This is a genomic window from Halobaculum sp. EA56, from assembly GCF_051195075.1.
GTDB lineage: Archaea > Halobacteriota > Halobacteria > Halobacteriales > Haloferacaceae > Halobaculum.
Window position 1 is genome coordinate 90,468 of record NZ_JBNTJX010000003.1, and the last position, 21,724, is coordinate 112,191.

The following is a 21,724-nucleotide window of genomic DNA, read 5'->3' on the forward strand; positions in this document are numbered from 1 at the left end:
TCCGGCGCGCGTTCGCGGTTCCGGCGCACGACCGTGCGGAGAACCGCCGGTTCGGGCGTCCCCGGCGCCGTCGTCCGGCCCGGCTCACGCGTCGTCCGCGAGGGTGTCCAGCAGGCGCCGGAGTTCGCCCCGGCGCTTCCAGCCGGCGACGCGGTCGGCCAGCGGGAGCGGCAGGCCGAGCGCCACGCGCGAGACGGCGCGGACCCGGCTCCCCTCGTTCGCCGGCTCGACGGTCACCTCGGTCTCCATCGACTCGAAGGGGCCGCGCTCGCCGGCCTGCTCGTAGCGCCAGCCGCCGTCGGTCTCGACGAACCGGAGGTCGAACTCCAGGCCGCCGCCGGCGACGGTGACGACCGTCGCGTCGCCGTCGCTCCGGGTCCCCCGGGCGACGAAGCTCCCCTCGTACTCGACGAGCGCCGCCGGCGAGAGCAGCCGGCGCAGCGCCGCGGGCGTCGCCCCGACGAACCGCTCGGCCTCGACCTCGCGCATACCCGGGCTGTGCGCCCTTGCGACAAAAACACGGGGGAGACGCCGACACGGGAGAGCGGCGGGCGTCTGCGGGGTCCGAACGGGTCAGAACTCCATGAACGGGAGCGACAGGAGCACCAGCAGGAGCGCGAGCAGCAGCGCCCCGATCCACAGCCTCCGGTACCGCCACGCGACGGGGGTCTCCCCCCGGAGGTCCGGCCGGTCGGTGCGGACGAACCGGTGGTAGGCGCCGGCGGTCGCCGCGAGGAACACCGCCGTCGACCCGGCGATGGCTGTCGCGAGGTCGACCCCGAGCAGCGCCCGGAGGTAGATGGGGCCCGTCGAGAACACCAGCAGGAACGCGAAGCCGACGACGACGAGGAACGGCACCGGGTCGACCGGGTCGCCCGCGCGGTTCCGGAGGGGCATACCGGCCGTACGACCGCGGGAGCCAAGTAGGTGGTCCCCCTCACGGCGAGCCATGGCATCCGACGGCGACCCGCGCGTGCTGTTCGCGATGAACCTCGTCCTCTCGGCGGCGTTCGCGTCGGCGGTGGTGTGGGGGCTGTCGTTCCTGGACCTCGCGACCTTCGACCTCCGGACGGTCGCCGGCTTCGGGCTGATCGTCTTCGGGCTGACGTACCTGGTCGTGCTGCGGTAGGGGGCCCCCGCGCGTCGCGGCGGGTGGAGCAGACCGGAGCGGATCGGGGCGGACCGAGGCGGAGCGGACCGGGGCGGCCGGCCCGCCGGGGCCTACGCTACCGCCACCAGCACCGCGGTCATGGCGGCGCCGGAGACGGGCGAGATGGTGAGGTTGTCGTCGACCACGTAGCCGCGGATCACCGGCTTCAGCCCGTCGGCGACGGTCGCGCCGAGCGCGCCCGCGACCGCGGCGGCGACGCCGCCGACCGCGCCGGCGTGGCGGACGGTGAACGGCACCGCGAGCGCGAAGCACACGAGGAACATCACCGCGAGCACCCCGACCTCCTTGGCCGTCGTCGCGTCGTTGCTGCCGAGGTACCCCGAGACGGGGTCGCCGACCGACAGCATCAGGATCGCCGGCACCGCCACCGGCGGCTCGACCGCGACGGCGGCGGGCCCGTACGGGGGCGCGAACGCCAGCGCCGCCAGCGTCGCCCCCACCATGAACAGCGCGTAGCCGGCGACGTTGTCGGCCTCGTACTCGCGGGTCAGCTCGTCGTACACGCGGTTCAGCGGCCCCCAGTCCACCTCGACGACCAGCCGGAGAAACTCCAGGACGAACACGCCGACGGTGGCGGCCACGAGCAGCGCCTGGAGCTGTCGCCACGTCACCAGCCCCAGCAGGTAGATCGCGGGGAACCCCGTGCCCGAGAGGTGGACCGCCCGCCGCTTCAGTTCGCCCATCCGCGGGTCAGGCCGTCTCCGTCTCGACGCCCGTCTCGATCTCCTCGTAGGCGGCCGCGAGCGCCTCGAAGGCCCGGTCGTCCTCGGGGTCGAGCAGGGCGGCGATCTCGTCGGCCACCCCGTCCACCGGGACGCGGACCTGCCGGGCGCTGTCGCGCTCGCGGACGGTGACCGTGTCGGGCCCGTCGCCCTCGAGGCCGTCGCGGTCGACCGTGACGCAGAACGGCGTGCCGACCTCGTCCTGCCGGCGGTAGCGACGGCCGATCGACCCGGAGTCGTCGTACTCGACGGACAGGCCCGCCGAGCGGAGGTCGGCGGTCACCTCGTCCGCCAGGTCGAGCAGGCGGTCGTCGTTGGAGACCAGCGGGAAGACGGCGGCGTCGGTCGCGGCCATCTCCGGGTCCAGCGCGAGGTACGTGCGCGCCTCGCCGTCGACCTCGTCGGTCCGGTAGGCGTGCTCGATGAGCGTGTAGACGATGCGGTCGACGCCGAACGACGGCTCGACGACGTGCGGGGTGACGTGCTCGCCGTTCTCGGTCACCTCCTCGACCGAGAAGTTCGCCACGTCGCTGTCGACGGCGTACGTCTCGCCGTCGACCTCCACCTCGACCTCGTCGGCGTCGAAGGCGTCGGGGTCGCGCTCGGCGAGCGTCCCCAGGGCGTCGGCGACCGCGCCGGCGTCGCCGCCGAACTCGGGGCCGAGCGTCGCCATGTCGGGGTCGACGGTCGCCCGCTCCACCGTCTTGGGCTCGTCGTACTGCTTGAACACGGTGAACGACTCGCCGGAGTGTTCGGCGTGCTTAGAGAGGTCGTAGTCCGAGCGGTACGCGAAGCCGGTGATCTCGATCCAGTCGCCGCCGACCTCGCTTTCGGCGTCCCAGCAGTCCGCGGCGTAGTGGGCGAGTTCGCCGGGGAGGTGCTGGCGGAACCGGAAGCGGTCCATGTCGACGCCGACGCGCTGGTACCACTCCTGGGCGACGCCGAGGTAGTAGCCGACCCAGTCGGAGCCGATGACGCCCTCGTCGACGGCCTCGCCGACGGTCGTGGTGTACGCCTCGCCGTCCTCGTCCTCCTGCTCACCCGCGGGGTACAGCGTGACCTCGACGTCCTCGACCTCGTGGAGGGGCGGCTCGTCCTCCTCGGGGTCGATGAACGTCTCCAGCTCCGCCTGGGTGAACTCCCGGACGCGGACGATGCCCTTCCGGGGGCTGATCTCGTTGCGGTAGGCGGGGCCGATCTGGGTGACGCCGAACGGGAGGCGGTTGCGCGCGTACTCCTTCAGGCGGGGGAACTCGACGAAGATGCCCTGCGCCGTCTCCGGGCGCATGTAGCCGGGCTGGCCCGTGCCGGGACCGATGCTCGTCTCGAACATGAGGTTGAACTCCTCGACCGGCTCGCCCGACAGCGGCGCGTCACACGAGGGGCACCGAAGGTCGTGCTCGCGGATCAGCTCCTCGACCTCCGGGATCGGGATCGACTCCGCCTCCTCGACGTCCGTGTTGTCCTCGATCAGGTGGTCGGCGCGGTGGGACGCGCCGCACTCGGGGCACTCGACGAGCATGTCGTCGAAGCCGTCGAGGTGGCCGGACGCCTCGAAGACGGCCTCGGGCATGATCGTCGGCGCCTCGATCTCCATGTTGCCCTGGCGGACGGTGAACCGGTCGCGCCAGGCGGACTCGAGGTTGTCCTTCACCGCCGCGCCGTTCGGGCCGTACGTGTAGAAGCCGGCGACGCCGCCGTAGGCACCGTTCGCGCCGAAGAAGAACCCGCGGCGCTTCGCCAGCTCGATCACGTCCTCCTGGTCGGCCATGCTACAGCGCCTCCAGCAGGTGCACGTCCCGCACGACGCCGACGAGCTCGCCGCCGGCCAGCAGCGGGATCTGTTCGATCTCCTCTGAGATCATCTCCCGGGCGGCCTCCGTGACGCTGCGCCGGCGCGAGACGGTGATCACGTCGGCGGTCATGAACTCCTCGACCGGCTCGGCGGGGATCTCGACGTTCCGGGTCGGCACGTACGCCGCGCCGACGGCCTTGATCCCCTCCCACTTCCAGTCGTCGTCCTGGTCGGCGATGGAGTCGCCGGTGTCGTCCTCGCCCTCGACGACGCGGGCGACCTCCAGCACGTCCACCTCGGTGAGCATCCCGGCCATGTCGCCGTCGTCGCCGAGCGCGACCGCGTACGGGACGTTCGCGAAGAACAGCTGGCGCTCGGCGACCGTCAGCGGCGTGCCGGTGTAGACGGTGTTCACGTCGCTGCCGGCGACCTCGCCGCAGGTGGCGTCGGTGTCGACCTCCTCGCGCGCGATGGCGGCGACGATGTCGGTCACGGTGACGATGCCCGCGAGGCTGTCGCCGTTCTCCGTCTCGACCACGGGGAGCCGCCGGCTGCCGCCCAGCATCACCTGCGCGGCGTCGCGCAGGGCCGTGTCGGGCGTCACCGTCGGCACGTCGCGCATCAGGAGCGCGAGCTGGTCCTCGTCGGGCTTGTCGATGAGGTCGTCCCGGGAGACGAGCCCGCGGTACACCTCGTCGGCGCCCTCGCCCTTCACGACCGGCACGGAGGAGAACTGGTACTCCTGCAGGTAGGTGAGCACGTCGTCGCGGCTGCCGGGAAGCGAGACCGTGACGAGGTCCGCCCGCGGCGTCATCGCGTCGGCTACGTTCATACACCGTCGTGCGCCCCGACGCCTCTTGTATCATGCGAAGGTGTGGAGCGGGCCGAGACGGGCGCGTCGGACCGCCGAACCCCTCCGGAGCGGGGGTCCGCCGCCGTCGGCCTCGGTCGGCCGCGAGGAGCTCTCAGTGTCGGTCCGCGACCGGCCCGCCGACCCCGGCGTGAGGGCCCTCCTCCCCGGTCGCGTGTCCCGCGACGGATGCGCTCGACATCGCGGGACTGTAATTAACGAACGTGTCGAATACTGAAAACGAGCTCGGTCGTAATGATAGATTCACGACGCACGCGCGGGCGGGCACCCCCTGTCACGCTGTGTCAATCCGACGAGTTTATACCTGCGAGTGTGAGACGTACGCATATGGCAACGAGGCACACGGGGTGTGAGCCCGGCGAGGTGATGGCGTCGGTGGACGAGGCATCCGCGGAGTTCGTCATCGCGGACCTCGGGTGCGACGACGCGTGGCTCTCCGTGGGCGAGAGCGACGCCCCGGTCCTCGAGAACTGGTGCTGAACGGGGCCGAACGCCCCCTATCGCGGTTCGCGACTGATCCTCGCTGACGACCCACGGTCACGCAGCCGGCGACGGCTCCCGGTCAGACCTCGTCGTCCGGGTCGTGGGTCGCCGCCATCCGTTCGGCCTCAGCGGCGTACCGCTCGCGCGTCGACTCGTCCTCGACGGCGACGGTGTCGGACTCGTCGCGCTCGACGGCGGCGGTGACGGGGTTCCGCTGGAGCAACTCGACCGACGCCTGCCGGGTGTAGGCGCGCTCGCCGTCGACGCTCGCGTACGTGAGCGTCACCGTCTGTCTGGTGTCGTACTCGCGGGAGACGAGCCACAGGCGCATGGACCCCGGTTCACGCGCGGGGGAGAAAGCCTCCGGGGATCGGGACCACGGGGTCGTGTCGGGCAGGTCCGGCGACGGGCCGGGATCGCGACGGCGCCGGCACGCCGCCGCCCGGGCCGTGACCGCCGGTCAGGCGCCGAACTCGAAGCCGCCGTACTCGTCCTCGCCGCCGGTGTCCTCCTCGACCGTCCCTTCGTCGGCCGCCGCGTCGCCGTCGTCGGCCGCCGGCTCGATGGTGACGCCGTCGTCGTCCTCCGGGTCGTCGCGGTCGGACGCGGGCGCGTCGATGGTGATCCCGCCGTCGGTTCGGAACTCGGGATCGGCGCCGTCCGCGGGGGAACGCTCGCGGCCGCCGACGCGGTCGACTCCCCCGTCGGTCCTGTATCCGACGCTCTCGGCGCTCTCGCCGCGGAGGTCGGCGACGTGCGCGGCCAGCTCGGTGATGGCCTCGTTCTGGTCGTCGGTGGCGGCGACGATCCGGTCGGCGGCGGCCTCCGTCTCGTCGGAGCGCTCGCGGACCTCCTCGATGGTCGCGGTGAGCTCCTCGACGGTGGCCGCCTGGTCGTCGGTCGCGCGCGACACCTCCGCGATGCCGTCGGCCGCCTGGTCGATGGAGGCGGCGATGTCCTCGAACGCCTCCAGCACGTCGTCGATCTGGTCGGCCGCGTGGTCGATCTGTTGGTGGCTCTGCTCGGCGGCGACCACCGTCGAGTCGGTCTGGTTCTGGAGCTCCTCGATGTTGCCGGTGATCTCCTCGGTGTGCTGGCGCGTCTCGTCGGCGAGCGTCTTCACCTCCTCGGCGACGACGGCGAAGCCGTCGCCGTCCTTGCCCGCGCGGGCGGCCTCGATGTTGGCGTTGAGCGCGAGGAGGTTCGTCTGCTCGGCCACGTCGGAGATGACCTCGACGACCGCCTCGATGTCGTCCATCCGGTCGCCCAGGCTCGTCACCGAGTCGACGAGCTCCTCGCCGATCTCGGTCACGTCCTCGGTGGCCTCGCGGGCGTCCTCGCTGGCGTCGAGGCCGTCGTTGGCCGCCTCGCGGGCCTGCTCGGCGGCGGTGTCGACCTCCTCGGCGGTGGCGGCGACCTCCTCCATCGACGCGGAGAAGGTCTGCATCTCCGAGACGCCCTCCGAGAGCAGTTCGTTCTGCTCGCCGACGTTCTCGGAGATCTCCTCGGCGGCCTCGACGGCCTCCTCCACCGAGTCCTCGAGCCGCGCGGCGCCCTCGTCGACGCCCGCGGCCGTCTCCTCGAACGCCTCCGCCATGTCGTTGAGGTCGCAGATGACGTCGAGGAGCCGGTCGTCGAGGCAGTCGTCTTCGTCCTCGAACGACGCCCGGGCGTCGAGAGTCCCGTCCATCAGCGACCCCATCGTCGACCCGAGCTCGTCGACGAGTCCCTCGACCGCCTTCTGCCGGCGGACCTGCTCGGTCCGGTCGCGGACGGTCTCGACGACGGCGACGAGTTCGCCCTCCTCGTACAGCGGCATCGCCGTGAAGTAGATGTGGCGCTCGTCGCCGTGCTGGTCGGTCATCACGCTCGTGTCGGCGTACAGCCACGTCGACTCGTCCTCGAGCTCGACGTCGAACTCCTCGTGGACCGACTTCGGGTACTCCAGCACCTTGTCCGCGAGCGTCTGCGCCCGCCGGCCGTCCGGATAGAACATCTCGCTGGCGTGTTCGTGTCCGATCGCCTCCTCGGCGGTGGCGCCGGTCAGCTCCTCGATCGCGGAGTTCCAGGCGACGATCTCGCCGTCGCTGTCCAGCATGAACACGGCGGAGCCGACGCCGTCGAGCAGCATGTCGTCGTCGACGTTCAGTTCGTCCTCGTCCTCCTCCTCGGGCGACGGAACGGGATCGCCGCCCGACTTGACAGCGACGCCGCCGTCGGCCACCGGTTCCTCCCGGTTCGCCCCCGCGATCCACTCCCGGAAGCGGGCGAGTAGTGACATACCCTACGGCTCGCCGAATTCCGTTTAACGGTTGTCGTCCGTGAATCAGACGTGATATTCGGATCGGCGCGGTCGCGGCCGGAGACGGCTCGCCCGGCCGGGTACGGCTCGACAGCGGCGCGTCCCCGGCCGGACGCGTCAGCCTCAAACGCGCGGAGCACCCACGGTCCCGCTGATGGACGCGAGCGCGGTCCGCGAGCGCGCGGCCGACCTCCCGCGCGAGCCCGGCGTCTACCAGTTCCTCGACGGCGACGCCGTCCTCTACGTGGGGAAGGCGGTCGACCTCCGCGAGCGGGTGCCCTCGTACGCGGACCCGCGGTCGGCGCGCGTCGCGCGGATGGTCGACCGCGCCGACGCGCTTGACTTCGCCGTCACGGACACGGAGACGCAGGCGCTGCTGCTGGAGGCGAACCTGATCAAGCGGTTCAACCCCCGCTTCAACGTCCGCCTGAAGGACGACAAGTCGTACCCGCTGGTCCAGTTCACCGACCACCCGGTCCCGCGGATCGAGGCGACGCGCGACCCCGACGAAGCCGCGACCGTCTTCGGTCCGTTCACCGACAAGGGCCGCGTCGACACCGTGGTCAAGGCGGTCCGCGAGACGTACGGCCTGCGAGGCTGCTCGGACCACAAGTACGAGGGCCGCGACCGGCCCTGCCTCGACTACGAGATGGGCCTGTGCTCGGCGCCCTGCACCGGCGAGATCTCCCCGGAGGCGTACCGCGAGGACGTCGAGTCCGCGGTGCGGTTCTTCGAGGGGGAGACGGGCGCCTTGGCGGACCCGATCCGCCGCGAGATGGAGGCGGCCGCGCAGGCGACGGAGTTCGAGCGCGCCGCGAACCTCCGCGACCGCCTCGACGCCGTCGAGTCGTTCCACGGCGGCGGCGAGGAGGCCGTCTCCGACCGGGCGGACGAGCGCGCGGTCGACGTGCTCGGCGCGGCCGTCGAGGGCGACTCGGCGGTCGTCGCCCGCCTCCACAGCGAGCGCGGACAGCTCGTCGACCGGTCGCGGCACTCGCTGGACGCCCCCGACGCCGAGGACCGCGTCGCCGAGGTGCTGTCGGCGTTCCTCGTCCAGTACTACGCCGAGCGCGAGCTCCCGGACGCGGTGCTGCTCTCGGAGCGCCCGGCCGACGACGACGTGCTCGCGTGGCTGGAGGCCGAGGGCGTCGCCGTCCGCGTCCCGGGCGCCGGCCGGGAGGCCAAGCTCGTCGACCTCGCGCTGAAGAACGCCCGCAGCGGCCCCACCCGCCGCGACGAGCTGTCGGCGCTGGCGGACGCGCTCGGCGTCGACCGCCCCGAGCGGATCGAGGGCTTCGACGTGAGCCACGCGCAGGGCAAGCAGGTCGTCGGCTCGAACGTCTGCTTCGTCGACGGGAGCGCCGAGACGGCCGACTACCGTCGGAAGAAGCTCACCGACCGCAACGACGACTACGCGAACATGCGCGAGCTGGTCCGCTGGCGCGCCGAACGCGCCGTGGAGGGGCGCGACGACCGCCCCGATCCGGACCTGCTCCTCGTCGACGGCGGCGACGGCCAACTGGGCGCCGCACGCGACGCGCTCGCCGAGGTCGGCTGGGAGGTGCCGGTCGTGGCGCTCGCCAAGGAGGAGGAGTTGGTGATCACGCCCGACGGCGTCCGCCGGTGGGGCGACGACGCCCCGCACCTCCACCTGCTCCAGCGCGTGCGCGACGAGGCGCACCGCTTCGCCGTCCAGTACCACCAGACCCTCCGCGACGACGTCTCGACGGTGCTCGACGAGGTGCCCGGCGTCGGCCCCGAGACGCGCCGGCGGCTCCTCCGGCGCTTCGGCTCCGTCGAGAACGTCCGCGCGGCCAGCGAGTCCGACCTGCTGGACGTGCCCGGCGTCGGGGAGAAGACGGCGCGGGCGCTGCAGGCGCGGCTGTAGCCGAGTCGCGGCGGCGTCGCCGTTCGGCTCGCGGCTGACAGGCGGTCCGGGCGACCCGCAACCGGCGAGGGGGGACCGCACACCCGCCTCGTTCCCCGCCGGCGTCGGCTACGTCACGCGGCGGGGTGGTCCCGGGATCGGACAAGAAGGTTCGGTCGGGCCGGCCGGGTCCGGGGGGCGGCTACTGCGTCCGGAACGCGCGGTCGCCCGCGTCGCCGAGGCCGGGGACGATGAACCCCTCGTCGTTGAGTTCGTCGTCGATGGCGACGGTGAGGAGGTCCGCCTCGGGGACCGCCTCGGCGACGCGGGTGAGCCCGTCGGGCGCCGAGACGGCCGAGAGGACGAACAGGTCCTCGGGATCCGGGTTGTCCGCGAGCACGTGGTCGAGGACGGCGCACATCGTGGATCCGGTCGCGAGCATCGGGTCGGCGACGATGACGGTGTCGTCGCCGGTGATGTCCGGGAGCTTCGTGTAGTCGATCTGGATGGGGAACGTGCCGTCCTCGTCCATGCCGGCCTCCTCGTTGCGGCCGGCGGAGATGACGCCCTGCTTCGCGCGCGGGAACGCCTTCAGCAGCCCCTCGACGAACGGGGTCGCGGCCCGCAGGACGTTGACGATGACGACGTTGTCCAGTCCCTTCACGCGCTCGCCGGTCGTCTCCGCCAGCGGCGTCTCGATCGAGACGAACTCCGTCTCCATGGCGCCGTCGATGATCTCGTAGCCGCAGATGCGGCCCAGCTTCACCAGCCCCTTCCGGAAGGCGACCTGCTCGGTCTCGACGTCGCGCAGTCGCGAGAGCGTGTCCTTCGCCAGCGCGTGCGTGATGAGGTGTGCGTCGCCTCGCTCCTCGATGGCCATCGTTGCCCGAACGTTGCCGCGCGGCCGATGATAAACCCCGTTGGCTCCCGCCCCGCGTGCGCGAGGCTACCGTGGGGGGTCGTGTCAGCCCCGCCGGGACCGCGCCGACGTCCCCGTCGCGGCCGCCGAAACGGTTCGACTATCGTCGAACACGAATACGTCGTACGGCGCCCACGATCGCGCCTTTCGAAACGCTTACCGGAGATTCGGACGGTGAGTTACGTGGTATGACGAAAGTCAGCGTGATCGGCGCGGCGGGGACGGTGGGAGCCGCGGCCGGCTACAACATCGCGCTCCGGGGCGTCGCGGACGAACTCGTGTTCGTCGACATCCCGGACATGGAGGAGCAGACGGTCGGCCAGGCGGCCGACGTCAACCACGGGGTCGCCTACGACGCCAACACGCGGGTCCGACAGGGCGGCTACGAGGCCACCGAGGGCTCCGACGTGGTGGTCATCACCGCCGGCATCCCGCGCAAGGAGGGGCAGACCCGCATCGACCTGGCGGGCGACAACGCGCCGATCATGGAGGACATCGGCGAGTCGCTGCGCGAGTACAACGACGACTTCGTGTCGATCACCACCTCGAACCCGGTCGACCTGCTCAACCGCCACCTCTACGAGAGCGGCGAGCGCGCCCGCGAGAAGGTGATCGGCTTCGGCGGCCGCCTCGACTCCGCGCGCTTCCGGTACGTCCTCTCCGAGCGCTTCGATGTCCCCGTCCGCAACGTCGAGGCGACGATCCTCGGCGAGCACGGCGACGCGCAGGTGCCGGTCTTCTCGAAGGTGCGCGTCGACGGCGCGGACCCGGAGTTCACCGCCGACGAGCGCGAGGAGATCCTCGGCGACCTGCAGGAGTCGGCGATGGACGTCATCTCCCGCAAGGGCGCGACCGAGTGGGGCCCGGCAACGGGCGTCGCCCACATGGTCGAGGCCGTGATCCGAGACACCGGCGAGGTGCTCCCCGGGTCCATCGCGCTGGAGGGCGAGTTCGGCTACGAGGACACCGCCTTCGGCGTCCCCCTGAAGCTCGGCTCCGACGGCGTCGAGGAGGTCGTCGAGTGGGACCTCGACGACTACGAGGCCGACCTCATGGACGAGGCGGCCGGGAAGCTCGCCGACCAGTACGGGAAGATCGCGTAGGCGGGCGGGACAACCGTTTCCCCGGCGAGGCCCGACCTGTCGGACATGAACCGGGCCGAGGTCGACCGTCTCGTCGACGCCTACCGCGAGGAGGAGCCCTTGTACCCCGTCGAGCGGGAGGCGATCGAGACGCTCCCCGAGGCGTTCCGAACGGGGGCGTACGGCCGCCGCGACGCCGAGTGGGTCGTGCAGTGGTACTTCAGGCGATATCTCGGCGCCTACCCGGACGAGCAGCGGCGCACGGTCGAGTCCCGCTTCGGGGACGCCGACACGGGGGCGGTGCGGGACGCGATCGCGACCGCCGGCGACGCGACCGACCACGCCGGGGCCCTGTCGGCCCTGACCGTCCTCCCGGGGGTCGACCCTCGGGTCGGGTCGGCGTTCCTGTTCTTCCTCGACCCGGGGGCGTACCTGGTCGTCGGCGACCGCGAGTGGCGGGTCGTCGACGACCTGGTCGGGCTCGGCGGGGGTTCCCCGGAGCCGTTCGGGCTCGACGACTACGGCCGGTACCTCGACGCCGCCCGCACGCTCGCGTCCCGGTACGATCTGGACAACTGGCGGCTCTACATGGCGCTGTGGCGCAGGTGGAAGGAGATGCACGGCGACGCCGACGGCGTCGACGAGGGCGACGACCCCGACCGCTGAGGCGTCGCCGGCGGTCGGATGGCGGACGTGCCGTGCCGCGAAACGGCCTCAGTCGTCCGCCGGCTCGGCGTCGCCCCCGGCGTCGACGGTCACGGCGATCTCGGCGGCTGCCGCTTTGTACTCGGGGATCTTCGCTCGGTCGTCGAGCACGTCGTTCGTCAGCCGGTTCGCGGAGGCGGCCGCGAAGTGCGGCGTCGTCCAGACGGACCCCTCCTTGATGTCCTCGGTGACGTGGGCGACCACCTCGATCTCGCCGCGGCGCGACCGCAGCGTCACCGTGTCGCCGTCCTCGATCCCGTACCGCTCGGCGTCGTTCGGATGGACGTCAACGAAGTTCTCGGGGTGTTGCCGCCGCAGCGTCGGCGACCGCCGGCTCATCGTCCCCGTGTTGTAGTGTTCCTCCAGCCGGGCCGTCGTCAGGATCAGCGGGTACTCCTCGTCGGGAACCTCCGCGGGCGGCTGGTGGCGCACGCCCTCGATCCGCCCGAGGCCGTTCGCCGTGTCGAACGACTCCTCGTAGAGGTACTGGTCGCCCGCGTCGCCCTCCTCGTAGCAGGGCCACTGAATCCCCTCCTCGCCGAGCGCGTCGTAGGTCATCCCGTGATAGCTGGGACACACCTGCCGGAGCTCCTCGAAGACTGCCTCCGCGTCCTCGAACCGGAAGGCCTCTTCGCCGAAGAGCCGACTTCCCACCTCCATCAGGATGTCGAGGTCGTGTTCGGTGTTCTCGTGGACCTTCTCCACGGGGCGCATTCGCTGGACGCGGCGGTCCGTGTTGGTGACGGTGCCGCCGCGCTCGGCCCACGTCGTCGCGGGCAGGATCACGTCCGCGAACTTCGCGGTCTCGGTCATGAAGATGTCCTGCACGACCATGAACTCCAGCTCCCGCAGGCGTTCCTCGACCCGGTTGCCGTCCGGCTCGGACATCACGGGGTTCTCGCCCATCACGTACAGCCCGTGGATCGACTTCCCCGCCTCGTGTGATATCTCGACGTTCGTCAGCCCCGGCTCGTCGGGGATCTCGAAGCCCCACACCTCCTCGACGGACGCGCGGGCCTCGTCGTCGTCGACGAGCTGGTACCCCGGGAGGACGTTCGGCATCGCGCCCACGTCGCAGGTCCCCTGGACGTTGTTCTGGCCCCGGAGGGGGTTGACGCCCGTGCCCGGCCGGCCGAGGTTGCCCGTGATCAGCGCGAGGTTGATCTCGTTTTGCACGTTGTCGACGCCGCAGGCGTGCTGGCTCATCCCCATCCCGGTGAAGATGGCCGCGTTGTTCGCCATCGCGTACTTCTCGGCGGCCAGCTCGATGTCCTCCAGGGGGACGCCGCACTCCTCAGCGGCAGCCTCTTTATCGAAATCGGCCAGCGTCTCTTTCAGGTGGTCGAACCCCTCCGTGCGCTCCTCGACGAACGCCTCGTCGATCCAGCCCGCGTCCGGCTCCTCCTCGTGGCGTTCCAGGATCGTCTTGAGGACGACGTTGAGCAGCGGGATGTCCGTTCCCGGCTCCAGCTGGAGGTGCATGTGCCGGTCGGTGTCCTCGATCTGGAACGACCGCGTGGTCTTGTTCGCGTGCGGGTCGACCTGGATCACGGTCGCGCCCTCCAGCACGGCCTGGCGGAAGTACTGGCTGTTGGCGATGGGGTGCTGTTCGCCGGGGTTGGCGCCCTGGATCCAGAACACGTCGGCCTCCTCCCGGAGGTCGGCCATGCTGTTGGTCATCGCGCCCGCGCCGAGGCTGGTCCGGAGCGCCCACACCGTCGAGGCGTGACACATCCGCGTGCAGTTGTCGACGTTGTTGGTGCCGTAGCGGCGCGCGAGCTTCTGGAGGAGGTAGTTCTCCTCGTTCATCGTCTTCGAGGAGCCGAAGAAGCCCATCGCGTCGGGGCCGTGCTCCTCGCGGATCCGTTCGAGCTCGGAGACGACGCGGTCGTACGCCTCCTCCCACGTCGCCTCGCGGAACTCGCCGTCCTCCCTGATCAGGGGGTCCGTCAGCCGGTCCTCGTGGTCGACGACCTCGGTCGCGGCGCCGCCCTTGATACAGATCCGCCCCTCGTTGACGGGGGCGTCGCCCCACGGGACGAAGCGCATGTCCCCCGGCTCCTCCCCTCGCTGCACCGAGATCCCGCAGCCGACGCCGCAGTACGGACAGATCGTCTTCACCGGCTCGTCCCCCTCACCGGACATCCGCACCACCCACGATCCATGTGGTCATGTGACGAACTTCGCGTCTCACGTCCATAAATCCCACCGAGCCGACCGCGACGGGACGGCCCGGGCCGCCGCCGGCCCGCCGGTCCGTCGCCCGCTCGCGCCGAAGCAACGACTATACCGCTGGCTCGCACAGCCGTGGGTATGGCCGACTCCTGTGACGCCTGCGGTTCGCCGACCGAGGACGCGCTCGCCCGCACGATCCGGCTCTCGGTCGACCGCTCGACCGTCGACGAACAGCGGCTGTGCCCCGGCTGCTTCGCCGACTGGATCGACCGCTACGAGGACCAGATGCAGTCGTCGACGGGGCTGACGGTCGACGAGGACGAGGACATCATCGTCGACTGACCGCTCGCCCCGTCAGATCCCGACCGAACAGGTCGTTCCGACCGCGAGCCCCTCGTCCTCGACGTGTGCGGCCAGGCAGCCGTAGTTACAGAACGGCGTCTCCGACGCCTCGTCGCCCTCGCGGACGTACACCGGCTCGTGGACGCGTACGTCGCAGCCGCGGTAGGCGCAGTCGATGTCGTCGTCGCTCACGTGTCGGTCCTTCGGGGGGCGGCCGGGAATAACGGAACGCCCGTGTGCGCCCGTGACGCTTCCGAGCTACTCCCCGTCGACGTCCTCGTCGCTCGTCTCGTCGCTTCCGCCGTCCTCGTCGTCCTCGCCGGCGCTCAGCCCGTCGTCCTCGGGACGATCGAGCGCCCGCTCGGCGTCGTGGTGCTCGGAGTAGCCGTCGAACCACCGGACGATCCGCTCGATGCGGTCGACGACGTGGGCCGGCTCGCCCGACCGCGAGAGCTCGTGTCCCTCGCGCGGGTAGCGGACGAGCCGCGTGTCGACGCCGTGCTTCCTGAGGATGCGGTGGAACAGCTCCGCCGTGTTGTCGGGCGTCCGGTAGTCGCGGTCGGAGTGGAGCACCAGCGTCGGCGTCTCCACCCCGTCGGCGTGCGCGACCGGCGACTGCTCCCAGAGGAACTCGGGCTCCTCCCACGGCGTCGTGTCGTAGTCGCCCTCGACGAGCTTGTACGCCCCGTCGGTCGAGCCGTAGAACCCGGAGAAGTCGTACACGCCGCGCTGGGAGACGGCCGCGCGGAAGTAGTCGGTGTGGCCGACCGTCCAGGAGGTCATGTAGCCGCCGAAGGAGCCGCCGGTGAGGAACGCGTTCGTCTCGTCGACGTACTCCCTGCTCGCGACCGCCTCGACGCCGGCCATCACGTCGGTGAGGGTCACGTCGCCCCAGTCGCGCTCGATGGCCTGCATGAACTCCTCGCCGTAGCCGGTCGACCCCCGGGGGTTCGACCAGAAGACGACGTAGCCGCGGGCCGCGAGCGTCTGGAACTCGTGCCACATCGTCCCGCTCGTCGTCCACATGGCGTGCGGGCCGCCGTGGACCTCCACGGCGAGCGGATAGCTCTCGGGTTCCGCGGACTCCGTCCGCTCCGCCGAGGCGCTCCGCGCCTCGCCGTCGAATCCGGGCGGCGTGAGCACCCACCCCTCGACGGGCCCCTGGTCGGACTCGAATTCGAGCGGCTCGGGCTCGCGGACCTCGACGGAGTCGAGGTACTCCTCGTTCAGCCGGGTGAGCCGACGCTCCTCGGACCCGTCGGCTCCGGCGGCTCCGCCGCCGCCGGTTCGCCCGTGGGCGAATACGAACAGGTCCCCCGGGTGGTCCCACTCGCTTTTCGTGATCGCCGTCACGCCGTCGGCGACGTGGGCGCCGTTGACGGCGCCGCCGCGGTACTCCCGCTCCGGTTCCCCGCTCGCGTCGCCGGGCGCCGACCACAGGCTCGTCGCGCCCTCGTCGGGCGTCGAGAAGAACACGCGCTCCTCGTCGGGCCCCCACTGCGGGGCGGCCTCGTAGCCCAGGGTCCGGTCCAGGTCCGCGGTGAGGTCGTGCGTCTCGTCGGCCGCGCGGTCGTACACGTGGAGTTCGGTCGGCTGGATGCTCGCCTGCTCCTCCTCGGTGTAGGTGTAGGCGATCCGGTGGTCCTCGGTGACCGCGAGCGACGCGCCCCAGCCCGTCGTCCGGTGGACGTCCTCGGTCTCGCCCGACTCGGTGTCGTAGGCGACGACGTCGATCTGGTAGTTGTCGTCGGGGTCGTCGCCGACCTTCTCGGCGGTGAAGTACAGCGTCCCGTCGTCGGCCCACGTCGGCTCGGCGTGGTCGTGGTCGCCGTCGGTGACGCGGGTGAGGTCGCCCGATTCCACGTCGGCGACGTACACCTGCGGGCGCTTCCCGTCGAAGTACTCGGTCCCGCTCCGGTACACCGTCCGGTCGATGACCCGCGGGTCGGGCTCCTCGGGCTCGTACTCCTCGGGGATCTCGACGTCGCGGCCCTCCTCGCGGTCCTCGGGGGCGACCGACTGGAGGAACGCGATCCGGGTGCCGTCCGGGCTCCACGAGATCCCGCTGACTCCCCCGACCACGTCGGTCACCCGCTCGGCCTCGCCGCCGACGCCGTCGAGCGGGAGCAGCCACAGCTGCTGGGTGTCGTCGTCCTTCCCGCGCGTGGAGGTGAACGCCAGCCGGTCGCCCGAGGGCGAGAACCGCGGCTCCGCGTCGGCGCCCTCCTCGACGGTCAGCCGCCGGGCGTCCGCGCTCGCGTCCGTCGGGGCGAGGTACACGGTGGACTCGTACGACTCGTCGTCGTCCGGGACGGTCCGCACGAACGCCACGTGGTCGCCGTCGGGGGCGACCCGCGGGTCGCTCGGCTTGGCGAGGTCGTGGAAGTCGCTCGCCTGAATCCGGTCCATACCGCGGCGTCGAACCCCCGGGGCAAGTACGTTCGGAACCCGGAACGCGGGGTCGCCGACCGCGGCGTCGGCGCCCCGGACCGTGTCGAGCGCCCGCGACGACGAGGGCGGCGACGCCGGCGATAGCACCACCGGGGGCGTCCCCGTCGCCGCCGGCTCACCCGATGTCGACGCGTCCGCTCGTCGCCGAGCGCAGGCGGTCGCGGAGGCCGTCGGCCTCGGCGACCGGGACGCGCGCCTCGAAGGTCACGCGCTCGTCGTAGTCGGCCTCGAACTCGACGCCCGACGACTCGAGGACCCCGCGCACGGTGCCGGAGTCGTCGTACGCGACCGCGAGGTCGACCCGCTCGTGTGGCTCCTCCTCGACGACGCCGGCGGCGTCGAGCCCCTCCTTCACCGCCCGGGAGTAGGCTCTGGCGAGGCCGCCGACGCCGAGGTTCGTTCCGCCGTAGTAGCGCGTGACGACCGCGACGACGTTCCGGATCTCCTGCTGTTCGAGGACGTTCAGCGCGGGGTCGCCGGCCGAGCCGGTCGGCTCGCCGTCGTCGCTCGAATACTCCCGGAGCATCACCTCCCCCGGCGTCCGCGAGGCGCCGTCGCCGGCGGGGACGCGATAGGCGGGGACGTTGTGGGTGGCGTCGTCGTGCTCGGCCTCGACCTCGGCGACGAACGCCTCCGCCTCGTTCACGGTGTCGGCGGGCGCGAGGTAGCCGACGAACCGCGACCCCTGCACCGTGAACTCGGCGGACGCGCGGCCGGCGACGGTTCGGTACGGCTCGGGGTTCGCCATGGTCGCCCTACCGTGCGGCGGCGGAAAGGGTTACTCGTCGCCGGTCGCGCCGACCTCGTCGCCGCCGGCGTCGGCGGCCCGGGCGGCGGCCCCGGCGCCCGCGTCGCCCCCGTCGTTCCCCGGGAGGTCGGGGTCGGCGACGAACAGCGCGAGGAACGCGGCGACCCCGACGGCCTGCGCGGCGAACGCGACGAGCGCGACCGGGTCGCTCGCGAGGTGCGCGAGCACCTCCCCGACGGGGTTCGCCACCTCGTGGCTCGGGACGAGGCCGCCGTGGTCGGTGAGGTGCCACCACGCGTAGCCGGCGCTGTACGCGAGCAGGACGCCCGCCGTCAGCGAGTAGAGCCGCCGGTGGCGCGCGCCCCGGACGATCAGCGTCGCCAGCGCCACGAGCAGCAGCGCCGAGGGGACGAACAGGTAGGGCCGCGGGTCCCGAACCGACAGCAGCGGGAGGTAGACGAACAGGCGCGGGAGCCCCTCGATCAGGTGGATCGCCGCCGAGACGAGCGCCGCCTGCACGCCGAGGACGCGCAGGACGCTCGCGGTTCGGTCGTCCATACCCGCCCTCGGCGACTCGCGCCCAAAGCCGCGTCGGTTCACTCCGTCGGGTCCGCTAGAACTCGACGCTCCGCACGTACGACAGCTCGCGGATCGACACCAGCAGGTCGCCCGGGAGCTCCTCGTCGGTGATGAGGTACAGCTTCGGCTCGTCGGCGAACTCCGGGTCGTCCGACAACACCTGCCGCAGCGAGATGCCGGCGTCCGCCAGCATCCCGGTGATCTCGGCGACGATGCCGGCGGCGTCGGGGTCGCCCACCTCGACGGTGAGCACCGTGAGATCGAGCACCGGCGCCAGGTCCATCAGGCTCGGCACCGCGGTGATGTTGGCGAAGATCCGGCGCAACTGCTCGTCCTCGCGGATCGCCGTCGTCGTCGCGTCGACGACCCGGCGGTCGACGCCGGCCTCGCGGGCGATGCCGGTGTCGGGGATCTCGATGCCGCCGGAGACGACGCGGCCGTCTTCGTTCACGGAGAAGCCGCGCGCGAGGAGGAGCCTGACCACCGCCTGCTGGCCGGGCGACCCCTCGAACTTCCCCATGATCTCGTCGAACATTCGTGTCCGTCGTCGTCCACGTGCGGGCATAACTGTTCGGTGTCGTCGGGTTCCGCCCCCGCGTCGCCGGGCGGTCGTGTCCTCCCGTCGCTCGGCCACGCCCTGCTCACGACTCCCTTCGGTCGCCGTTCGCATTCGAGGTGCTCGCTCCGCTCGCACCTCGCCCTGCTCGCGGGTCGTTTCACTCCCCGCTCGCCGTCCGTGGCCTCGCTTCGCTCGGCCACGCCCGCAACGCCCTTGTCGTCCCCCACCCACGCCCGGGACATGCGCGAACTCGACTGCGACTTCTGCGGGGGGACCGCGGACGGCGCGTACGAGGTGCTCCCCGCGGAACTGGATCCTACCCCCGCCGAACAGGTCCGGCTGGTCCTCTGTGACGACTGCCGGGAGACGCTCGACGGCGTGCTCGCCCCGCTGCTCGACCGGCTCGACGCCGGCGCCGGCGGCGTCGGCGAGCCCTCCCTCGACGGCGACGCCGCCGGGCACGCGGGTCCGACCCCGACCGACACGCGCGCCCGGGACTCCCCGGACGACGCCGCGAGCGACGCGGCCGGCCACGCCACCCCGGACGCGTCCCGCCGCGACGAGGCGGCGACCGATCCCGATCGGGGGACCGATCTCGACCCGGGCTCCCCGACCGCGACGACCGACGCGACGGACCCGGGGGCGGAACCGGACGGGACGGACCGGCCCGACGCGACGGACGACGCGGTCGACGAGTTCGAGCGCCCGACGGAAGCGACGGCGGACACCGCCGAGGACCGGTCCGCCGCAGACGACACCGACGCCGGCGCCGACGCGGATCCGGCAGGAGAGTCGGCCGGCGGGGACGCGGACCCCGCCGGGGCCGCGACGCCGCCGAACGGCGAGCCCTCGGACGAGCCGGACCAGTTCCGGACGGTGATGCGCCTGCTCAACAACCGGGAGTTCCCGGTCGAGCGCGCGACGGTGACGGATCTGGCCGCCGGCGCCTACGACCTGGAGGACCACGAGGTGGCCGAGATACTGGACTACGCCATCGAGCGCGGCATCCTCGCCGAGGAGGACGGGACACTGGTCAAGGGATAGCGGGCCGTTCGACGTGTCCGGTGGTGTCGTCGCCGGCGGCGACGCGGCCCGGCCCGGTTCGGCGCGCCCCGGCCTACAGGTCGCCCTTCGTGCTCGGGGTGTCGCTGCGGCGCCCGTCGAGGCGGGTCGCGTCGTCCAGCGCCCGCGCGAGCGCCTTGAACAGCGCCTCGACCTCGTGGTGGGCGTTGACGCCGCTCTCGACCTCGACGTGCAGCGTCAGGCCGGCGTTCATCGCCAGCGAGTACGCGAAGTGGCGGGCCATGTCGCTGGTCATCTCGCCGACCTCGTCCTGCGAGAACGAGCCCGAGAACTCGAAGTACGGCCGGCCGCTCACGTCGACGACGACGCCGACGACCGCCTCGTCCAGCGGGACGCGCCGGTCGGCGTAGCGGCGGATGCCGCGCTTGTCGCCCAGCGCCTCCGCGAACGCCTCCCCGAGCGCGATGCCCACGTCCTCGACGGTGTGGTGGTCGTCGACGTGGGTGTCGCCGTCGCACCGGACCGTCAGGTCGAACAGCCCGTGCTTGGCGAACGACGCGAGCATGTGGTCGAGGAAGCCGATTCCCGTCTCCGCCTCGCTCTCGCCGTCGCCGTCGACCGCGAGGGTGAGGTCGATGTCCGTCTCGGCCGTCTCCCGGCTCACGGCGGCCGTGCGGTCGCTCATGCGCGAGGCGTCGGGTCGCCCGGCCAAGACGGTTCCGGCTTCCGCGACCCCGGCGGACCGCTCCGTCGTTCGGCCGTCAGACGCCCGTTCGACCGGGTTTCAAGTCGATCCGTGCGCATCGTTCACGCCCATGAGAATCGACCTCCCGGCCGCGCTCACGTTCGCCGGCGGCTCCGTCTCCCTCTCGTCGGCGACCGACGGCGGGCTCCTCCTCGGGCTGGTCCTGATGGCGGTCGCGACGACGCTGACCGTCGCGTGCGTCTCGCGGCGGCTCGGGTCCTGACCCGGGACCGTCGCGACGGCGGTCGTCCCCCGTCCCGGGGGGTCGCGTACTCCGGTCGTCCCGGCCGACTCAGACTGACTGCGCCTCCGCCAGCGTGAACTCCCCCTCGTACAGCGCGGTGCCGACGACGACCGCCGCGGCGCCGGCGTCGCGAAGTTCCCGGACGTCCGCGAGGGTCGCGACCCCGCCGGAGGCGACGACGGGGATCCCGACGGCGTCGACGACGCGCTCGACGAGGGCGCGGTTCACCCCCTCCAACTGCCCCTCAACGTCCACGTCGGTGAACAGGACCGCCCCCGCACCGAGGTCCTCGTAGCGCCCGGCGGCCTCGGCGGGGTCGAGGCCGGTCCCCTCGGTCCACCCCGAGACGACGACCTCCCCGTCCCTGGCGTCGAGGCTCACCATCACGCTCCCGGGGTACTCCTCGGATATCTCGGCGACGATGTCCGGGTTCTCGACGGCGGCGGTCCCGAGGATGACCCGGTCGACGCCCCGCTCCAGCAGGTCCAGGGCGTCGTCGGCGGCGCGGATCCCGCCGCCGAGTTGGACGGGCACGTCGACGGCGTCGAGGACGGCCTCGACCGCGTCGGCGTTGGCGCGCTCGCCCTCGAAGGCGCCGTCGAGGTCGACGAGGTGCAGCGTTCGGGCGCCGGCGTCGACCCACCTGCGGGCCGCCTCGACGGGGTCGCCGTAGCGGGTCGCGGTGCCGCGCTCGCCCTGCACCAACTGGACGACCTCGCCGTCCTGCATGTCCACGGCGGGGATCACCTCGAACTCCGGGAAGTGGCTCATGGGCGGTGGTGGGTCGGGATCGGGGGTAAGTGGTTCGCGATCGGTCCGGGCCGGTCGGTGTGGGCGGCGCACCCGGGACGCGTTCCCCCGCGACGTGGACGGGCGCGAACGCCCCCGGCGCCCGACCGGAGGACCGACGACGGCGCCCGACCCCGTTCCCGTCGCCGTGC

General features: G+C 72.1%; 24 protein-coding genes. 8 read left to right on the forward strand and 16 right to left on the reverse strand.

Going from position 1 to position 21,724, the window contains the following annotated elements:
• Nucleotides 1-84: 84 nt before the first annotated feature.
• Together ACQUQ1_RS06210 and ACQUQ1_RS06215 are read right to left on the reverse strand one after the other, a co-directional pair.
• Complete coding sequence (locus ACQUQ1_RS06210; RefSeq protein WP_435063404.1) at nt 85-489, reverse strand: SRPBCC family protein; 405 nt, start codon at nt 487-489, stop codon at nt 85-87.
• An 84-nt stretch (nt 490-573) separates the two neighbouring features.
• Complete coding sequence (locus ACQUQ1_RS06215; RefSeq protein ID WP_435063405.1) at nt 574-897, reverse strand: hypothetical protein; 324 nt, start codon at nt 895-897, stop codon at nt 574-576.
• Nucleotides 898-949: 52 nt separating this feature from the next.
• Here ACQUQ1_RS06215 and ACQUQ1_RS06220 point away from each other — a divergent pair, with 52 nt between their 5' ends.
• Nucleotides 950-1,129 carry a hypothetical protein gene (locus tag ACQUQ1_RS06220; RefSeq protein ID WP_435063406.1) on the forward strand — a complete coding sequence of 60 codons (180 nt, stop codon included), beginning with the start codon at nt 950-952 and terminating at the stop codon, nt 1,127-1,129.
• 92 nt (nt 1,130-1,221) lie between these two features.
• Here the strand turns inward: ACQUQ1_RS06220 and ACQUQ1_RS06225 are convergent, their stop codons facing one another.
• From ACQUQ1_RS06225 to ACQUQ1_RS06235, 3 genes are read right to left on the reverse strand one after another with little or no spacing between them, the layout of a single operon-like run.
• Nucleotides 1,222-1,854, reverse strand: a complete 633-nt coding sequence (locus tag ACQUQ1_RS06225) for a dolichol kinase (protein ID WP_435063407.1) — start codon at nt 1,852-1,854, stop codon at nt 1,222-1,224.
• A 7-nt stretch (nt 1,855-1,861) separates the two neighbouring features.
• Nucleotides 1,862-3,664, reverse strand: a complete 1,803-nt coding sequence (gene glyS / locus ACQUQ1_RS06230) for a glycine--tRNA ligase (RefSeq protein ID WP_435063408.1) — start codon at nt 3,662-3,664, stop codon at nt 1,862-1,864.
• Between the two features lies 1 nt (nt 3,665).
• On the reverse strand, nt 3,666-4,520 hold the full coding sequence (locus ACQUQ1_RS06235) for a CBS domain-containing protein (protein WP_435063409.1): 855 nt from the start codon (nt 4,518-4,520) through the stop codon (nt 3,666-3,668).
• Between the two features lie 366 nt (nt 4,521-4,886).
• Between ACQUQ1_RS06235 and ACQUQ1_RS06240 the strand changes: the two genes are divergently transcribed.
• Complete coding sequence (locus tag ACQUQ1_RS06240) at nt 4,887-5,039, forward strand: DUF7556 family protein (RefSeq protein WP_435063410.1); 153 nt, start codon at nt 4,887-4,889, stop codon at nt 5,037-5,039.
• 82 nt (nt 5,040-5,121) lie between these two features.
• On the opposite strand, the gene ACQUQ1_RS06245 is transcribed toward ACQUQ1_RS06240, so the two are convergent.
• Entirely contained in the window at nt 5,122-5,373 is a 252-nt protein-coding gene (locus ACQUQ1_RS06245; RefSeq protein WP_435063411.1) for a hypothetical protein, read from the reverse strand.
• A gap of 129 nt (nt 5,374-5,502) precedes the next feature.
• On the reverse strand, nt 5,503-7,323 hold the full coding sequence (locus ACQUQ1_RS06250; RefSeq protein WP_435063412.1) for a methyl-accepting chemotaxis protein: 1,821 nt from the start codon (nt 7,321-7,323) through the stop codon (nt 5,503-5,505).
• Nucleotides 7,324-7,498: 175 nt separating this feature from the next.
• On the opposite strand from ACQUQ1_RS06250, the gene ACQUQ1_RS06255 reads away from it, so the two are divergent.
• Complete coding sequence (locus ACQUQ1_RS06255; RefSeq protein ID WP_435063413.1) at nt 7,499-9,232, forward strand: excinuclease ABC subunit C; 1,734 nt, start codon at nt 7,499-7,501, stop codon at nt 9,230-9,232.
• 181 nt (nt 9,233-9,413) lie between these two features.
• On the opposite strand, the gene upp is transcribed toward ACQUQ1_RS06255, so the two are convergent.
• Nucleotides 9,414-10,091, reverse strand: coding sequence for a uracil phosphoribosyltransferase (upp, locus tag ACQUQ1_RS06260; protein ID WP_435063415.1), 678 nt, complete (start codon nt 10,089-10,091; stop codon nt 9,414-9,416).
• A gap of 227 nt (nt 10,092-10,318) precedes the next feature.
• Between upp and mdh the strand changes: the two genes are divergently transcribed.
• The gene (gene mdh, locus ACQUQ1_RS06265; RefSeq protein ID WP_435063416.1) at nt 10,319-11,233 is read left to right on the forward strand and encodes a malate dehydrogenase; all 915 of its coding nucleotides are present in this window, start codon (nt 10,319-10,321) and stop codon (nt 11,231-11,233) included.
• Nucleotides 11,234-11,278: 45 nt separating this feature from the next.
• Nucleotides 11,279-11,878 carry a hypothetical protein gene (locus ACQUQ1_RS06270; RefSeq protein ID WP_435063417.1) on the forward strand — a complete coding sequence of 200 codons (600 nt, stop codon included), beginning with the start codon at nt 11,279-11,281 and terminating at the stop codon, nt 11,876-11,878.
• A 48-nt stretch (nt 11,879-11,926) separates the two neighbouring features.
• On the opposite strand, the gene fdhF is transcribed toward ACQUQ1_RS06270, so the two are convergent.
• On the reverse strand, nt 11,927-14,062 hold the full coding sequence (gene fdhF / locus ACQUQ1_RS06275; protein WP_435063418.1) for a formate dehydrogenase subunit alpha: 2,136 nt from the start codon (nt 14,060-14,062) through the stop codon (nt 11,927-11,929).
• Nucleotides 14,063-14,230: 168 nt separating this feature from the next.
• Here fdhF and ACQUQ1_RS06280 point away from each other — a divergent pair, with 168 nt between their 5' ends.
• Nucleotides 14,231-14,434, forward strand: a complete 204-nt coding sequence (locus ACQUQ1_RS06280; RefSeq protein ID WP_435063419.1) for a DUF7569 family protein — start codon at nt 14,231-14,233, stop codon at nt 14,432-14,434.
• A 12-nt stretch (nt 14,435-14,446) separates the two neighbouring features.
• Here ACQUQ1_RS06280 and ACQUQ1_RS06285 read toward each other — a convergent pair whose 3' ends face one another.
• The 5 genes from ACQUQ1_RS06285 to ACQUQ1_RS06305 form a co-directional block, all read right to left on the reverse strand.
• Complete coding sequence (locus ACQUQ1_RS06285) at nt 14,447-14,626, reverse strand: hypothetical protein (protein WP_435063420.1); 180 nt, start codon at nt 14,624-14,626, stop codon at nt 14,447-14,449.
• 66 nt (nt 14,627-14,692) lie between these two features.
• Nucleotides 14,693-16,843 (reverse strand): S9 family peptidase, encoded by a 2,151-nt coding sequence (locus ACQUQ1_RS06290; protein ID WP_435063421.1) that lies wholly within the window; start codon nt 16,841-16,843, stop codon nt 14,693-14,695.
• A 157-nt stretch (nt 16,844-17,000) separates the two neighbouring features.
• Entirely contained in the window at nt 17,001-17,633 is a 633-nt protein-coding gene (locus ACQUQ1_RS06295; RefSeq protein ID WP_435063422.1) for an IMPACT family protein, read from the reverse strand.
• 30 nt (nt 17,634-17,663) lie between these two features.
• Nucleotides 17,664-18,191: a hypothetical protein gene (locus ACQUQ1_RS06300; RefSeq protein WP_435063423.1), complete on the reverse strand. Its 528-nt coding sequence runs from the start codon at nt 18,189-18,191 to the stop codon at nt 17,664-17,666.
• 55 nt (nt 18,192-18,246) lie between these two features.
• Nucleotides 18,247-18,747 (reverse strand): amino acid-binding protein, encoded by a 501-nt coding sequence (locus ACQUQ1_RS06305; protein WP_435063424.1) that lies wholly within the window; start codon nt 18,745-18,747, stop codon nt 18,247-18,249.
• Nucleotides 18,748-19,011: 264 nt separating this feature from the next.
• On the opposite strand from ACQUQ1_RS06305, the gene ACQUQ1_RS06310 reads away from it, so the two are divergent.
• Nucleotides 19,012-19,815: a hypothetical protein gene (locus tag ACQUQ1_RS06310; protein WP_435063425.1), complete on the forward strand. Its 804-nt coding sequence runs from the start codon at nt 19,012-19,014 to the stop codon at nt 19,813-19,815.
• A gap of 73 nt (nt 19,816-19,888) precedes the next feature.
• Here the strand turns inward: ACQUQ1_RS06310 and hisB are convergent, their stop codons facing one another.
• Nucleotides 19,889-20,479 carry an imidazoleglycerol-phosphate dehydratase HisB gene (hisB, locus tag ACQUQ1_RS06315; protein WP_435063426.1) on the reverse strand — a complete coding sequence of 197 codons (591 nt, stop codon included), beginning with the start codon at nt 20,477-20,479 and terminating at the stop codon, nt 19,889-19,891.
• A 130-nt stretch (nt 20,480-20,609) separates the two neighbouring features.
• Between hisB and ACQUQ1_RS06320 the strand changes: the two genes are divergently transcribed.
• Nucleotides 20,610-20,762 (forward strand): hypothetical protein, encoded by a 153-nt coding sequence (locus tag ACQUQ1_RS06320; RefSeq protein WP_435063427.1) that lies wholly within the window; start codon nt 20,610-20,612, stop codon nt 20,760-20,762.
• Nucleotides 20,763-20,831: 69 nt separating this feature from the next.
• Here ACQUQ1_RS06320 and hisA read toward each other — a convergent pair whose 3' ends face one another.
• Nucleotides 20,832-21,554, reverse strand: coding sequence for a 1-(5-phosphoribosyl)-5-[(5-phosphoribosylamino)methylideneamino]imidazole-4-carboxamide isomerase (gene hisA, locus ACQUQ1_RS06325; protein ID WP_435063428.1), 723 nt, complete (start codon nt 21,552-21,554; stop codon nt 20,832-20,834).
• Between the last annotated feature and the right edge of the window lie 170 nt (nt 21,555-21,724).